The organism is Nonomuraea sp. NPDC050547 (genome assembly GCF_044457345.1).
Classification (GTDB): Bacteria; Actinomycetota; Actinomycetes; order Streptosporangiales; family Streptosporangiaceae; genus Nonomuraea.
The window spans coordinates 51,562-64,280 of the sequence record NZ_JBITGW010000031.1; the positions used below are offsets into that span (position 1 = coordinate 51,562).

Here is a 12,719-nt window from a genome sequence, read left to right on the forward strand (position 1 = left end):
CCCTCACTCGCCCTCTGCGGCGGCCCGCCCGGGGTCACGCCAGGAGGGCCTGCTGAGCTTGATGAGCAGGTACGGCACCGCCAGCCCGACCAGGATCAGCCCGCCGCCGACGATCAGGACGTAGACCAGCGGGCTCCCGGAGCCGAACTGCGACGGCGGCACGAACCCGATGATCATCGCGGCGGCCGAGGCCAGGAAGCCGACCACGCAGAGCAGGCCCAGGGCCGGGGCGCGGAAGCCGCGCGGGTGGTCGGGCTGGGTTCTGCGCAGCCGTACCGCCGCGACGAACATCAGCAGATAGACGATCAGGTAGATCTGCGTGGTGATCACCGACAGGATCCAGTAGGCGCTGGAGACGTCCGGGATGAACGCGTACAGCAGCGCGATGACCGTCGTGACGACGCCCTGGGCGACGAGGATGTTCTGCTGGATGCCGTGCTTGTTGAGCTTCTGCAGCGACGGCGGCAGCCAGCCCTCCTCACGGCTGATCATCAGCACGCCCTTGGAGGGCCCGGCCAGCCAGGTCAGCATGCCGCCCAGCGACGCCGCGATGATCATCAACCCGAAGACCGGCGTCAGCCACTGCACGCTGAAGTGGGCGAACATGGTGTCGAACGCCTGCATCACCCCGGCGGTGAGGCTGGTGCTGTCGGCCGGAACCACCCAGCTGATCGCCAGCGCGGGCAGAATGAAGATCACCAGCACCAGCCCGACCGCGAGGAACATCGACCGCGGAAAGTCCTTGGCCGGGTTCTTGAGGCTGGAGACGTGGACCGCGTTCATCTCCATGCCCGAGTACGACAGGAAGTTGTTGACGATCAGCACCAGGCTGGCGATGCCCGCCCACGGCGGCAGGATGTGCGCCGCGTCCATGGGCGCGGCCGACGGGTTGCCCTGGCCGAGGAAGACCATCCCGAGCAGGATCAGCACCGTTCCGGGGATGAGCGTGCCGATCACCAGACCCGCGCTGGACAACCCGGCCACGGTCTTCGTCCCCTGGCTGGACACCCAGACGCCCGCCCAGTAGACGACCACGATCACGATCGCCGTGTAGAGCCCGCTACCGGCCAGCTCGGGGTTGATGACGTACGCGAAGGTGCTGGCCACGAAGGCGAGCAGCGTCGGATAGTAGAAGATCGTCATCGCGAACTGGCACCACACGGCCAGGAACCCCAGGGGCTTCGACAGTCCTTGGCTGACCCAGTTGTAGACCCCTCCGCTCCAGCCGGAGGCGAGTTCGGCCGAGACCATGGCCGTGGGCAGCAGGAACACGATCGCCGGAACCACGTAGAGAAAGATCGCCGCCAGCCCGTACACGGCCATGCTGGGCGCGGAGCGCAGGCTGGCGACCGAGCTCGTGATCATGAATGCCAGCGCGACCCACGAGATCCACGCGGTGGCGGGCTTGGCCGCGACCGCCGCCTTCGGCGCCGCTCCCGAATCCCCCGGAACATCGACAGAGCTCATTCGACTACCCCCCACCGTGACATAACCATCACAATGGGTAACCAAACTCCTAGGGACTCCGCGGCATGTCGAACAGGGCGCGTTCGTCCTGACCGGGCGCCTCGAACTGGCCGGCCCACTGCCCGATCATGGCCTTGGTGATCACGACGGTGTCCGGCGTTCCCGTGCCGTTGCGAACCTCCAGACGCCGCCACAGCTCATCGAGCGGCACGTCCAGATACCGCAGTTCGACCCCGGCCCCGACCGCGCGGGCCCGAAGCCGCACCTCGTCCCTCTCCTCGCGAGCCCAGAACCCGAACTCCAGGATCACCGTCTGGCCCAAACTCAGCAGCTCATACGCGTGCTCCCGGAAAAGCCCCTCAAGACGCTCCCGGGCACCCTCGTCATAAAGATCGATGCCCAGCCTCGCCAGCCACTCATCCGGACACAGGCGAACCGCGGGCCGTTCGGCGGCCAGCCGCTTGGCGAGCGTCGTCTTTCCCGAACCTGGCAGGCCGCACAACACGATCAGCAGCGCCTTCATCTCTCCTCCGGGCACCGCATCAGAAGAGAGACAGGCTGGGCAGAAGCTTGCGCGCCGCGTCGATCAGCCGTTCCGCCGTGGCGGTCGCCGCCTCGGCCTCGTCCTGTTCGACGTCGTCGCCGGGCCGTACCGGATACTCGATCTCGTTACGGCGGCGCCGCAGCGCGCCGAAGTCCCTGAAGGCATGGCCGAACTGGGCCCGCAGCACTTCCTCCACCACGTAGTGCCCGCCCGCGGTGGTGGGCCGGAGGCCCTGGTGTGCCAGCACAGCCGTGCAGGCGTGCCGGGCCGCGTCGTAGGAGAGGATGAAGGCGCTGTCGGGGTCGTCGGCGATCCCGTGGGCCGTTCTCAGAGTGCGCCCGGCGCGTTCCACCCACTCGGTGCCGTCAGCGGCGGAACCCGTGACCTTCTGAAGCCGCCCCTCCGCGAGAAGCCGCTCCACCACCGCCTCCCCTTGGTTCCACCGCATCACTCCGCCTCCCGAACCCAGACCAGCGGCGAAGCCCGGACCTGGTCGGCAAGCGGATCAGCGGCCTTCGCCCAACGCTCACGCGTCATGAGAACCGGATTGACGGAAATCCCCAGCCCGTCCTCCACCCGCTCGGCGGCCTCATAGACATCAGCCCGGGAAGCCGCGCCCACCACCAGGACATCGATGTCGTTCGGCGGCGGACCCGGCTCACCGAGATACCGGCTCGCCCAGGACCCGAAGATGGCCACCGCGTCCACGCCGGAAAGCCCGGAGAACTCCCGTTCGACGAGAAGGTGCGGCCCGAACGCCAGCGTCAGGAGCTCGGTGAGCGGCCGGGCATAGCGCCCCGGCACCGTGGCCCGAATCAGATGGGCCCGCCCAACCTTGCGCCCGCGCAACAGCCCGGCCTCCAGCAGCCGCCCCACTTCCCGCTGCATCGTGGTCAGCGGAACCCCGATCTTCCCGGCGAGCTCGGTGACGGTGAACTCACGGTCGGGGTGAAGGTAGAGCAGGGTGAGCAGGTCCGCCTGATGCCGCGACCGGAAGATCGGCAGCAGAGGAGGCGACTCACTACGCATAGATGAAAGTTATCACCCATCTATGCGTAGTGTCACCAGCTCCGACCTTGAAGGCCGGACTCACCAACTCCGCAGACTCAACGCGATGACCGTATCTAGCCGAAACTCGTGCCGTGGGTGATACAGCGCACAGCCGCCCCAATCGGGACTCAGCCTTCATGGCCTTCCTACACGCGCAAGCCGCGCGCCGAAGGCGCGCACGATCAAAGGCGCCCGAGCGAAGCGAGGACCATTGACCGGGGCGGGCTCCAACGGCCTGACCACCCAGCCGGGCAATGGGTGGTAGCTCAAGAAGAACGCCCGAGCGCAGCGAGGACGACCAGGGGTCGGGGCCGTGCCCCGACTGGAAGAACGCGCGAAGCACCATGCCTTTGCCCCGGGAAAGCGCCCGACCGGAGGGAGGACCTTCAGGGGTCGAGCTTCAGCTCGACTGGAGAAACGCCTGGAATCCCGGACGCGCGAAGCGCGCCAAGGTGAAAGACCTTGCCTGTGGAGCTATGGGGATTCGAACCCCAGACCTCTTCCATGCCATGGAAGCGCGCTACCAACTGCGCCATAGCCCCTGGTCACCGCTTCGAGCCTGCTCGTTGCGGCGCTCGGAGAGCATATCGGCATCCCGTCGTTTCGCCTAATCGGTCCTCGCCAGCGCCTCCAGTGCGTCCAGCTGCCGTCGCAGGCCGAACTCGAACAGGGTGTCCAGGTCCAGGTCCAAGTGCTGGTCGCGGAGGACCGCGGCCAAGGTCGGGTGGGCGGGCATCAGCTTGTTCAGGGCTGCCTCTCTCATGGCCATCCACTCGTCGTCGCTCATCCCTGTGTTCTGTACGGCCCGCGCCTCCGGCTCCAGGTTGGCCGCCAAGCCTCTGACGAACGCCGCCAGGGACACCGTCGCGTGCAACATGGTGTTCGGGTCCAGCCTCAGCCCCGACATCGCTCGCATGATCCACTCGGTGTGAGCCAACCCGTTGGCCCCCCGGTGAGGCCTGGTCAGCGGATAGGCGCAGGCCAGCCACGAATGTCTCCGGTGCACGCCCCACTGCAGCCTGAGCGACAGTTCGATCCGCTTCTGCCAGCCGTCCGGTACGCGGGCGGGCAGCCGGGGCCTCGCCGTACACCTGATCGACCATCTCCCGCACGTGCCGGTGCAGGGCCATCGTGGGCCCTCCGGAAAGAGCCTTGGAAGCCTACGAAGCGAGAATGCGTCCCTACGTGGAGATCTGCCAGAAGCAGGCGAGAGGCGCCGACAGATTCCTGGTTCCCGCGAAACGCACCCACATCTGGATGCGCAACCAGGTCTTCCGCCTCGTGCCGCCCAGGCTCCTGAAGACGAGCAAGGCGGCCGAGGCGATCAGTCTCTAGGTCTCGATGTCGTCACTGTTGACCGGCTCCGGCAGCGTTCCGGCGTTGTGCTCCAGCAGGCGCCAGCCTTTGCGGCCCTCCTCCAGCACCGACCAGCTGCAGTTGCCGAGGCCGCCGAGCGTGTGCCAGAGCTCCTCGGGCAGGCCCAGCAGCTCACAGATGCCGAGCCGCAGCGCCGCGCCGTGGGAGGCGATGACGAGCAGGCCGTCGTCGTCGAGCTGAGCCGCCCACCGGCGCATCGCGGCGACGACCCGGGCCGCGACCTCGGTGACCGGCTCGCCGTCCGGGGCTTCCCAGGCGATGTACTCCTCGGGCCAGCGGGCCCGGATCTCCTCCCTGGTCAGCCCTTCCCAGGCGCCGCCGCCGCGTTCGCGCAGATCCTTGTCGACGGAGACGTCGAGCTTGACGATCCGCGCGAGCGCCGACGCGGTGTCGTGGGCCCGGCTCAGGTCGGAGGAGACGATGAGGCTGGGCTTCAGGGAGGCCAGCAGCGACGCCGCCCTCGCGGCCTGGGCCTGGCCGGTCTCGTCGAGTGCGATGTCGGTGTGGCCCTGGAAGCGGTGCTCGACGTTCCACAGGGTCTGGCCGTGCCTCAGGCAGACGATGCGTCTACTCAAGAGCGGGCCCGCTGGATGTTGGCGTGCGTCACGCTCTCCGGCAGGCCGATCGCCGGACAGTCCTTCCACAGGCGCTCCAGCGCGTAGAAGGTGCGGTCCTCCTCGTGCTGGACGTGGACGACGAGGTCGATGTAGTCGAGGAGCACCCAGCGCCCCTCGCGCTCACCTTCGCGGCGTACCGGCTTGATGTCGGCCTCGATGCGCAGCCTGTCTTCGATCTCGTCGACGATGGCGCGGACCTGGCGGTCGTTGGTGGCGGAGCAGAGCAGGAAGGCGTCGGTGATGACGAGCTGCTCGCTCACGTCGTAGGCGAGGATGTCATCGGCCAGCTTGTCGGCCGCGGCCTCCGCGGCGATCTTGACGAGCTGGACGGCTCTGTCGGATGCGGTCACGATGCGGGTCAGTCCTCCTCTATCGGTTACCTATGAGATTACCCTTCCTCGGTGTAGGCCCTCGACTGCAGAGTGAACATCTCGGCGTAGATGCCAGAACGTTCCATGAGTGAGACGTGGGTTCCCTCCTCCACTACTTTCCCGTGTTCGAGCACGTAGATGCGATCCGCCCAGCGCACGCTCGCCAGCCGGTGGGTGATCATCAGGACGGTCCGCTGCACGGCGTGGCGCCGGATGCTCTCGAAGATCGCGTGCTCCGACCGCGCGTCGAGGGAGGCGGTGGGCTCGTCGCAGATGAGCAGCGGCGCGTCGCGGTACAGGCCGCGCGCGACCGCGATGCGCTGCCACTGCCCGCCCGACAGTTCCGTCCCGCCCTTGTAGCTGGGGTCGAGCATGGTCTCCAGCCCGTACGGCAGGCGCTCCACGACCGCGTCCGCCCCCGAGGCGGTCAGCGCGGCGTCCAGCGACTCGCCCGAGTCGTGCCGCCCGATCGCGATGTTCTGCCCGGCGGTCAGGGGCCAGTGGGTGAAATCCTGGGCGATGACCGCGATCCGCTCGCGTAACGCGGACCGGTCGATCCGGCGCTCGTCGACGCCGCCCCAGGTGACGGTTCCCGAGTCGGGCAGGTAGAGCCCACCGATGATCTTGGCCAGTGTGGTCTTGCCCGAGCCGTTCTCCCCGACCAGCGCGACGATCTCACCGGGCTCGATCCTGATGGAGACGCCGGTCAGCGCGGGCGTGTCGGCGGCCGGGTAGGTGAAGTCGACGCCCTCGACGCGGACGCGGTCGGGCTCGGCGGGCGGGGCCGTACTGCCGGAGACCTCCGCGCGGGCCTCGGCGTCGGCGCAGAAGTGGACGTAGTCCTCGTAGAACAGGCCCGCCTCGTAGGCCCGGTTGACGCCGTGGAGCGCCTGCGAGGTGGCGCTGCCGGCGCGCTGGATGGCCAGTACGGCGGTCGCCGCCACGGCCAGGTGCACCTGCCCGGTCCACAGCAGCAGGCCGAGCGCCCCGTACACGAGGCCGGTGGCCAGGCCGCCGAACAGGCTGCCCCAGATCCCGGCGATCTGCTGGCGGCGTACGGCGCGCAGCTCGTAGCGGGTGACCCACCGGTAGATGCGGGCGAACTCGGCCAGCAGGTACGAGCGCATCGTGTAGGAGCGGATCTCGGCGGCGGCGGGCCGCTCGGTCATGAGGTCCTGCAGCGTGCCCTGCCTGCGCCTGGCGGCGGCGATCCCGGCGGTGACTTGGTAGTTGACCCGGGCGACGCGCACCGATGCCCACGTGCTGGGCACCGCCGCGAGCAGGATGAGCGGCAGCAGTACCGGATGGAGGACCCCCAGGGCCCCCGAGACCGCCGCGAGGCCGATGAAGCCCGAAAGCGTGGACATCACCGCCCACAACAACATCGACGGCCCGCGCACCGCCGTCATCGAGGTCCGCTGCATCTGGTCATGGAAGACCGGGTCGTCGAACGCGACCAGTTCCACCCCGGTGGTCAGCCTGACCATCCGGTTGTGGACGGTCTGCATGAGCAGCGGATCGAGCCGGTCCCGCGCCCACTGACCGGCCTCGCGGAAGGCCGAGCGCAGCACGGCCGCGCCGACCACCGCCACGATGCCGGGCACAGCGGCGACCAGCCGCTCCGGCGTGGGCACGGCGGAGAACAACTGCATGAGCACGTCCGTCGTGGCCAGCAGCCCGATCGCGGTGAAGACCTCCGACACCAGCGTGGAGCTCATCATGACGACGGTGTCCGCCCGGCTGGTACGCCAGCTGAGCACCAGCACGTCGCGGATCAGCGAGGGAAGCCGCCGCAGCATGGTGAACAACCCGGACGCGGTGACCTCCGCGTCGTGCGCCCACCAGGCTTCCTCTTTGAGCTCCAGTCCGTCGAGGGAGTCGTCTGCCATATCCCCATGATCGCCATAAAAGCCGTTATCCGGCGCTATAGAGATTCCGCTTGCCGATGTACTGCACGATCCCGTCCGGCACCAGGTACCAGATCGGCTCGCCCTTCTCCACGCGCTGCCTGCACTCCGAAGAGGAGATCGCCAGCGCCGGGATCTCCAGCAACGTCACCTTGCCCGCGGGCAGCCCCGGATCGTGCAGCGTGTGCCCCGGCCGCGTACAGCCGACGAAATGCGCGAGGTCGAACAGCTCGTCGGCGTCCTGCCAGCCGAGGATCGCCTCCAGCGCGTCGGCGCCGGTGATGAAGAACAGGTCCGAGTCCGGCCCGTAGATCTCCGAGATGTCACGCAGGGTGTCGATGGTGTAGGTCGGCCCCGGCCGATCCACGTCCACCCGCGAGACCGAGAAGCGCGGGTTCGACGCCGTCGCGATGACCGTCATGAGATAGCGGTCCTCGGGCGCGCTGACCTCGCGCGTGGACTTCTGGTACGGCCGGCCCGTAGGCACGAACACCACCTCGTCGAGGTCGAAATGGTGGGCCACTTCGCTCGCGGCGACCAGGTGGCCGTGGTGGATGGGATCGAACGTCCCGCCCATCACCCCCACACGGCGCTTCCCCTGCACCATGGGCGCATTCATCATGATGGGGACCTTACGCGCCAGCCGTACACCGCCTCATAGCCACCCCCTTACCAAGGAACCGCGCATCACTCCCGCAGCCGACGTAGCATGCCGGGCATGACGACCACCCCGGATCGCAACCGCATCCAACTACCCGGCATCTCGTCTCGTGCCTACGAACACCCCGCAGACCGGTCCGCTCTGGTCGCTCTGCGTAAGCTGAGTGGGTTCGACACCGTTCTCAAGCAGATGTCCGGCCTCGTAAGCGAGCGGCGGCTCCGCCTCATGTACCTCGCCTCGGCCGTGCGGGTGAGCGAGACCCAGTTCCGCTCGCTGCACGACATGGGGCGCGACGCCGCGTACATCCTGGATCTGCACCGCATCCCCGAGATCTACGTGCAGCAGGACCCCTCCGTCAACGCCAAGGCCATCGGCTTCGACGACCCGTTCATCGTCGTGACGACCGGCCTGCTCAACCTCATGAACGAGGAGGAGCAGCGCTTCGTCATCGGCCACGAGACCTCGCACATCCTGTCGGGCCACGCGGTCTACCGCACCATGCTCGACATCCTCACCACGCTCGCCACGCGCGTGGCCTGGATCCCGCTCGGCTACATCGGCCTGCGCGCGATCGTCGCGGGGCTCGAGGAGTGGTACCGCAAGTCGGAGCTGTCCTCCGACCGCGGCGGCCTGCTCACCGGCCAGGACCCCGACGCCGCCAAGCGCGCGCTGATGAAGCTCGCCGGCGGCGACTACACCCACGAGATGAACATCGAGGCCTTCCTCGCCCAGTACCAGGAGTACGACACCGCGGGCGACCTGCGCGACGGCTTCCTGAAGGTGCTCAACCTGCTCGGCACCACCCACCCGTTCGCCGTGGTGCGCGTGGCCGAACTGGACAAGTGGCAGCGCAGCGGCGAGTACGACCGCATCATCGGCGGCGACTACCCGCGCCGCGAGGACGACGCCGACGCCCGCGTCACCGACGAGATCAAGGCCGCGGCGGAGTCCTACCGCCGTTCCTGGTCGGAGTCCCAGGACCCGTTCATCGGCGTCCTGCGCGACGTCGCCGAGGGCGCCGTCAACGCCGGAGAGCGCATCTTCAACCGCTTCTCCCGCAGGGACAACTGAATCAAAGGGCTTTTCCCCTTACGGCGCAGCCACCCTCACGCCACCCGCCGCCGCCGGCGGGCGCCGATCGTGGGGGTCGCTTCTCACGTCGGACGGGGTACCCGCCGTCACGGCGGTCCGTGCACCGTGACAGTGGTACCCCGCCGCATCTCAGAGCAGCAGTTCGATCGCCTTGACCGCGGCCGCGCACAACGCGACGAACCCGCCCAGCACCGCCAGGGCGCGTAGGCCTTCCCGGCGCAGGTTCGGCAGCCGGGCGCCGATCCGCTCGATCTCGCGCCCGGTGATTCCCCCGCACAACACCCCGAACACCACGGCGGCGACCGTCACCGGCGCCGCCTGCTGCCACCAGTCGGAGGCGATCTCGCCGCCGCCGGTCACCCAGAGCGCGCCCCCGGCCACGACGGCGACCGGGGCGCCCGGCCACACCACCGCGGTGACGGCCGACCCGGCCAGCGCGAACGGGAACAGCACCGCTCGCAGCAGCACCCGGATCCGCTTGCCGGCCCGGTTCCGCACCATCCAGTGACTCATCCACAACGTCCTGGTCAGCACCACGAGCGTCGTCGTGATCCCGATCGAGGCGATCGGATAGACCACCGACACCACCACGCACGGCACCGCCAGCACCGCGAGCAGCAGCAACGCGGTGTTGCCCGCGGGCAACGTGGTCGCCTCGCGGCCGCGTGTGCGCCGCTCGCCGGTCTTCGCCCGGACCCGCGGCACCGGCGTCTTGGGGTTGTCACCGGCCTTGGCCCGGGTACGCGGCGGCGCCTCCTCCTTGGACCGCGCCCGCACCAGCTCCTCCTTGGCCCGCCCGCGCGCGAGATCCTCCTTGGAGGTACGGCCCCGATCCTCCTTCGGCGGCCGGCTCCGCACGGCCTCGTCCTTGACCGCTCGGCTCCGCGCCGGCTCGTCCTTGGCCGCCCGCGCTCGCGCCGCCTCGTCCTTGGCGGCGCGGCCGCGCGGCACCGGCGTGCTGGGATCGTCCTTGCCGCGCCCCCTGGGCACCGGCGTGTTCGGCTCGTCCTTACCCCTGCCCCGCGGCTGCCGCGTACGCGGTGGCGGGGTCGCGACGTCCTCGCCCACCCGCCCGCGCGCGGACTCCTCCTTGGCCTTCGCCCGCACCCGCCCCCTGGGCGACGGCACCTCCGGTGTGATCTTGCGCCCGTCCTCGCGCTCGACCGGCGGCGCGTCCGCGGCGGTCGCCCGCGCCAGGCGGGAGAGCCGGTCGGTCAGCAGAGCGGCAGTCGGCCGCTTGGCGGGCTCGCGGTGCAATGCCGCCCGCACCAGCGGCAGCAACTCCACCGGCACGCCCTTGAGGTCGGCCTGCCCGTTCAGCACCGCGTACATCTGCGCCTCGGCCGTCCCCCGCCCGAACGTCGGCCGCCCGGTCGCCGCGAACGCCACCGTCGCCGCCCACGCGTGCACGTCCGCGGGCGACTCGACCTGCTCGTCGGCGAAGATCTCCGGCGCGGTGTAGCCGGGGGTGCCGAGGAAGGTACCGGTCATGGTCAGCCGGGTCGCGTCGAGCACCTGCGCGATGCCGAAGTCGATGAGCACCGGCCCGCGTTCGCTCATGAGGATGTTGGCCGGCTTGAGATCGCGGTGGATCACCCCGGCCGCGTGCGTGATCGCCAGCGCGGTGGCGATGCCGTGCGCCAGGTCGACCAGGCCGCCGACGTCGAGGGGGCCGCTCCGCCGTACCAGCTCAAGAAGGGTCGCGCCCTCGATGTGCTCCATCACGAGGTACGGCCGCGCGCAGTCGAGATCGGCGTCGAACACCTTGGCCACATAGGGGCTCTCGACCCGGCGCAGCGCGCGCACCTCACGTTCCAGGCGAATGCGGGCGGACTCATCCTCGACCAGATCCCGGAGAACCTTGATCGCGACCCGTTCGCCACGGCGGGTGCCGGCGAGGTACACCTCGCCCATACCGCCCCTGCCGAGCCGTTCGAGAAGGGTGTACGGCCCGACCTTGCCGAGCTTGCTCACCGTCCCTCCCCGCTCGGCGCACCCATAAGGGGCACAACCCTAGCGGGGTGTGCCCCGATAGCGCCCGAGGCGCGCCGTACGTTTATCGCTTGGTCTTATCGCTTGGTCTTATCGCGGAGGCTCTTGTCGCGGAGGCTGCTCTCGTCACCGAAGCTCTCGTCACGGAAGCTCGTGTCGCTGAAGATGTCGTCGAGCTCCGTCCGTGGCTCCTTCGACAGGTCCCTACGCCCCTTGCGGCGCCAGTTGACGTGCCCGCGGCTCTCCAGCCACAGCAGCAGGCGGTCGGCGCCGAACAGCACGGCACCGGCGAAGACCAGGGCGATCACAATCTCCATGCGCCCCAGTCAAGTCAACGTCACTCTCAGTTGCCACCTTGACACGCTGAGATGACCGTGCCTTCTGACGTGCGCAGATGTCCCTCGCCCGTGTAAATCCACTTAGTTGACGTCAATTCCGGCAGCCCCATGGGGCCGCGCGCGTGCAGCTTCTGGGTGGAGATCCCGATCTCGGCGCCGAACCCGAACTCGCCCCCGTCGGTGAACCTAGTCGAGGCGTTGACCGCCACGGCCGCCGAGTCGACGAGCGCCACGAACCGGCGGGCGGCCCGCTGCGACCGGGTGACGATCGCGTCGGTGTGGCCGGAGCCGTACTTCCTGATGTGCGCCACCGCGTCCTCCAGCGAGCCGACGACGGCGGCGGCGATGTCCAGCGAGAGGTACTCGGCGTAGAAGTCGTCCTCGGTCGCGGCCACCACACCGGGATGGGCGGCCACCCGCTCGTCTCCGTGCACGGTCACGCCCTCCTCCGCCAGCCGCGCCAGCGCCTTGGGCAGGAACTCCGCCGCCACGTCGGCGTGCACGAGGAACGTCTCGGCCGCGTTGCAGACCGACGGCCGCTGCGCCTTGGAGTTGACCAGGATGTCGAGCGCCAGGTCCAGATCGGCCTCGGCGTCGACGTACACGTGGCAGTTGCCGACCCCGGTCTCGATCACCGGCACCGTCGACTCCTCGACCACCGAGTTGATCAGGGACGCGCCGCCCCGCGGGATCAGCACGTCGACCAGCCCGCGCGCCCGCATGAGCTCCTTGACCGACTCGCGCGTCTGCCCCGGCACCAGTTGCACCGCGCCCGACGGCACCTCGGTCGCCTCCAGCGCCTCCTGCATGATCCGCACCAGCGCCGTGTTGGAGTCATAAGCGCTCGACGAGCCGCGCAGCAGTACGGCGTTGCCGCTCTTGAGGCAGAGAGCCGCGGCGTCCACGGTCACGTTGGGGCGGCCCTCGTAGATGATGCCGATCACGCCCAGCGGCACCCGGAGCTGGCGCAGTTCGAGCCCGTTGGGCAGCGTGCTGCCGCGCAGCACCTCACCGACCGGATCGGGCAGGTCGGCCACCTGCCGGACGGCCTCGGCGATGGCCTCCACCCTCTTCACGTCCAGCCGCAGCCGGTCGATCATCGCTTCTGAGGTGCCCTGCTCGCGGGCCCGCTCCACGTCCTTGGCGTTGGCCTCGACGATCTGCGCGGCCTGCTCGGCCAGCGCGTCGGCGATCGCGCGCAATGCCCGGTCCTTCGGCGCCCGCGGCAGCGGGGCCAGCTCGGCGGCGGCCTCTCGTGCCGCATGGGCCACCTTCAGGAACTCATCGGACATCGCACGCTCCA

14 protein-coding genes and 1 tRNA gene are annotated in these 12,719 nt (G+C 69.3%); 2 read left to right on the top strand and 13 right to left on the bottom strand.

Annotated elements, in window-relative coordinates:
- Positions 1–3: 3 nt before the first annotated feature.
- The 6 genes from ACIBHY_RS51130 to ACIBHY_RS51155 form a co-directional block, all read right to left on the bottom strand.
- Entirely contained in the window at positions 4–1,467 is a 1,464-nt protein-coding gene (locus ACIBHY_RS51130; RefSeq protein ID WP_397310614.1) for an APC family permease, read from the bottom strand.
- Positions 1,468–1,516: 49 nt separating this feature from the next.
- Positions 1,517–1,990, bottom strand: coding sequence for an AAA family ATPase (locus ACIBHY_RS51135; RefSeq protein WP_397310615.1), 474 nt, complete (start codon positions 1,988–1,990; stop codon positions 1,517–1,519).
- A gap of 19 nt (positions 1,991–2,009) precedes the next feature.
- Complete coding sequence (locus ACIBHY_RS51140) at positions 2,010–2,432, bottom strand: HEPN domain-containing protein (RefSeq protein WP_397310617.1); 423 nt, start codon at positions 2,430–2,432, stop codon at positions 2,010–2,012.
- A gap of 26 nt (positions 2,433–2,458) precedes the next feature.
- Entirely contained in the window at positions 2,459–3,040 is a 582-nt protein-coding gene (locus ACIBHY_RS51145; RefSeq protein ID WP_397310618.1) for a helix-turn-helix domain-containing protein, read from the bottom strand.
- 490 nt (positions 3,041–3,530) lie between these two features.
- Positions 3,531–3,603, bottom strand: a tRNA-Ala gene (locus ACIBHY_RS51150).
- Positions 3,604–3,668: 65 nt separating this feature from the next.
- Positions 3,669–4,286, bottom strand: a complete 618-nt coding sequence (locus tag ACIBHY_RS51155; RefSeq protein ID WP_397310629.1) for a TetR/AcrR family transcriptional regulator C-terminal domain-containing protein — start codon at positions 4,284–4,286, stop codon at positions 3,669–3,671.
- Here ACIBHY_RS51155 and ACIBHY_RS51160 point away from each other — a divergent pair.
- Complete coding sequence (locus ACIBHY_RS51160; RefSeq protein ID WP_397310619.1) at positions 4,235–4,396, top strand: hypothetical protein; 162 nt, start codon at positions 4,235–4,237, stop codon at positions 4,394–4,396. The two genes, ACIBHY_RS51155 and ACIBHY_RS51160, sit on opposite strands and share 52 nt — an antisense overlap.
- On the opposite strand, the gene ACIBHY_RS51165 is transcribed toward ACIBHY_RS51160, so the two are convergent.
- Genes ACIBHY_RS51165 through nadD form a run of 4 tightly spaced genes read right to left on the bottom strand, consistent with a single transcriptional unit; the run spans position 4,393 to position 7,955 of the window.
- On the bottom strand, positions 4,393–5,013 hold the full coding sequence (locus ACIBHY_RS51165) for a histidine phosphatase family protein (protein WP_397241549.1): 621 nt from the start codon (positions 5,011–5,013) through the stop codon (positions 4,393–4,395). The genes ACIBHY_RS51160 and ACIBHY_RS51165 overlap by 4 nt on opposite strands.
- Positions 5,010–5,405 carry a ribosome silencing factor gene (rsfS, locus tag ACIBHY_RS51170; protein WP_184973159.1) on the bottom strand — a complete coding sequence of 132 codons (396 nt, stop codon included), beginning with the start codon at positions 5,403–5,405 and terminating at the stop codon, positions 5,010–5,012. The genes ACIBHY_RS51165 and rsfS overlap by 4 nt, the downstream gene beginning before the upstream one ends.
- 38 nt (positions 5,406–5,443) lie before the next feature.
- Positions 5,444–7,315 (bottom strand): ABC transporter ATP-binding protein, encoded by a 1,872-nt coding sequence (locus ACIBHY_RS51175; protein WP_397241547.1) that lies wholly within the window; start codon positions 7,313–7,315, stop codon positions 5,444–5,446.
- A 25-nt stretch (positions 7,316–7,340) separates the two neighbouring features.
- A complete protein-coding gene (nadD, locus tag ACIBHY_RS51180) occupies positions 7,341–7,955 on the bottom strand; it encodes a nicotinate-nucleotide adenylyltransferase (RefSeq protein WP_379619193.1) in 615 nt (204 codons plus the stop codon).
- Between the two features lie 87 nt (positions 7,956–8,042).
- Between nadD and ACIBHY_RS51185 the strand changes: the two genes are divergently transcribed.
- Positions 8,043–9,065 (top strand): M48 family metallopeptidase, encoded by a 1,023-nt coding sequence (locus ACIBHY_RS51185; RefSeq protein ID WP_397241545.1) that lies wholly within the window; start codon positions 8,043–8,045, stop codon positions 9,063–9,065.
- A 150-nt stretch (positions 9,066–9,215) separates the two neighbouring features.
- Here the strand turns inward: ACIBHY_RS51185 and ACIBHY_RS51190 are convergent, their stop codons facing one another.
- From ACIBHY_RS51190 to ACIBHY_RS51200, 3 genes are all read right to left on the bottom strand, one after another.
- Positions 9,216–11,060 (bottom strand): protein kinase, encoded by a 1,845-nt coding sequence (locus ACIBHY_RS51190; protein ID WP_397310620.1) that lies wholly within the window; start codon positions 11,058–11,060, stop codon positions 9,216–9,218.
- A gap of 95 nt (positions 11,061–11,155) precedes the next feature.
- Positions 11,156–11,395 (bottom strand): hypothetical protein, encoded by a 240-nt coding sequence (locus tag ACIBHY_RS51195; protein WP_397310621.1) that lies wholly within the window; start codon positions 11,393–11,395, stop codon positions 11,156–11,158.
- A gap of 26 nt (positions 11,396–11,421) precedes the next feature.
- Positions 11,422–12,708, bottom strand: coding sequence for a glutamate-5-semialdehyde dehydrogenase (locus ACIBHY_RS51200; protein WP_397241539.1), 1,287 nt, complete (start codon positions 12,706–12,708; stop codon positions 11,422–11,424).
- Between the last annotated feature and the right edge of the window lie 11 nt (positions 12,709–12,719).

What these genes read in the sequence shown, in the direction of transcription:
- ACIBHY_RS51130 (WP_397310614.1), bottom strand. Translation starts at nt 1,467, where the DNA reads ATGAGCTCTGTCGATGTTCCGGGGGATTCGGGAGCGGCGCCGAAGGCG.
- ACIBHY_RS51135 (WP_397310615.1), bottom strand. Translation starts at nt 1,990, where the DNA reads ATGAAGGCGCTGCTGATCGTGTTGTGCGGCCTGCCAGGTTCGGGAAAG.
- ACIBHY_RS51145 (WP_397310618.1), bottom strand. Translation starts at nt 3,040, where the DNA reads ATGCGTAGTGAGTCGCCTCCTCTGCTGCCGATCTTCCGGTCGCGGCAT.
- ACIBHY_RS51160 (WP_397310619.1), top strand. Translation starts at nt 4,235, where the DNA reads ATGCGTCCCTACGTGGAGATCTGCCAGAAGCAGGCGAGAGGCGCCGAC.
- ACIBHY_RS51175 (WP_397241547.1), bottom strand. Translation starts at nt 7,315, where the DNA reads ATGGCAGACGACTCCCTCGACGGACTGGAGCTCAAAGAGGAAGCCTGG.
- nadD (WP_379619193.1), bottom strand. Translation starts at nt 7,955, where the DNA reads ATGATGAATGCGCCCATGGTGCAGGGGAAGCGCCGTGTGGGGGTGATG.
- ACIBHY_RS51185 (WP_397241545.1), top strand. Translation starts at nt 8,043, where the DNA reads ATGCCGGGCATGACGACCACCCCGGATCGCAACCGCATCCAACTACCC.
- ACIBHY_RS51195 (WP_397310621.1), bottom strand. Translation starts at nt 11,395, where the DNA reads ATGGAGATTGTGATCGCCCTGGTCTTCGCCGGTGCCGTGCTGTTCGGC.
- ACIBHY_RS51200 (WP_397241539.1), bottom strand. Translation starts at nt 12,708, where the DNA reads ATGTCCGATGAGTTCCTGAAGGTGGCCCATGCGGCACGAGAGGCCGCC.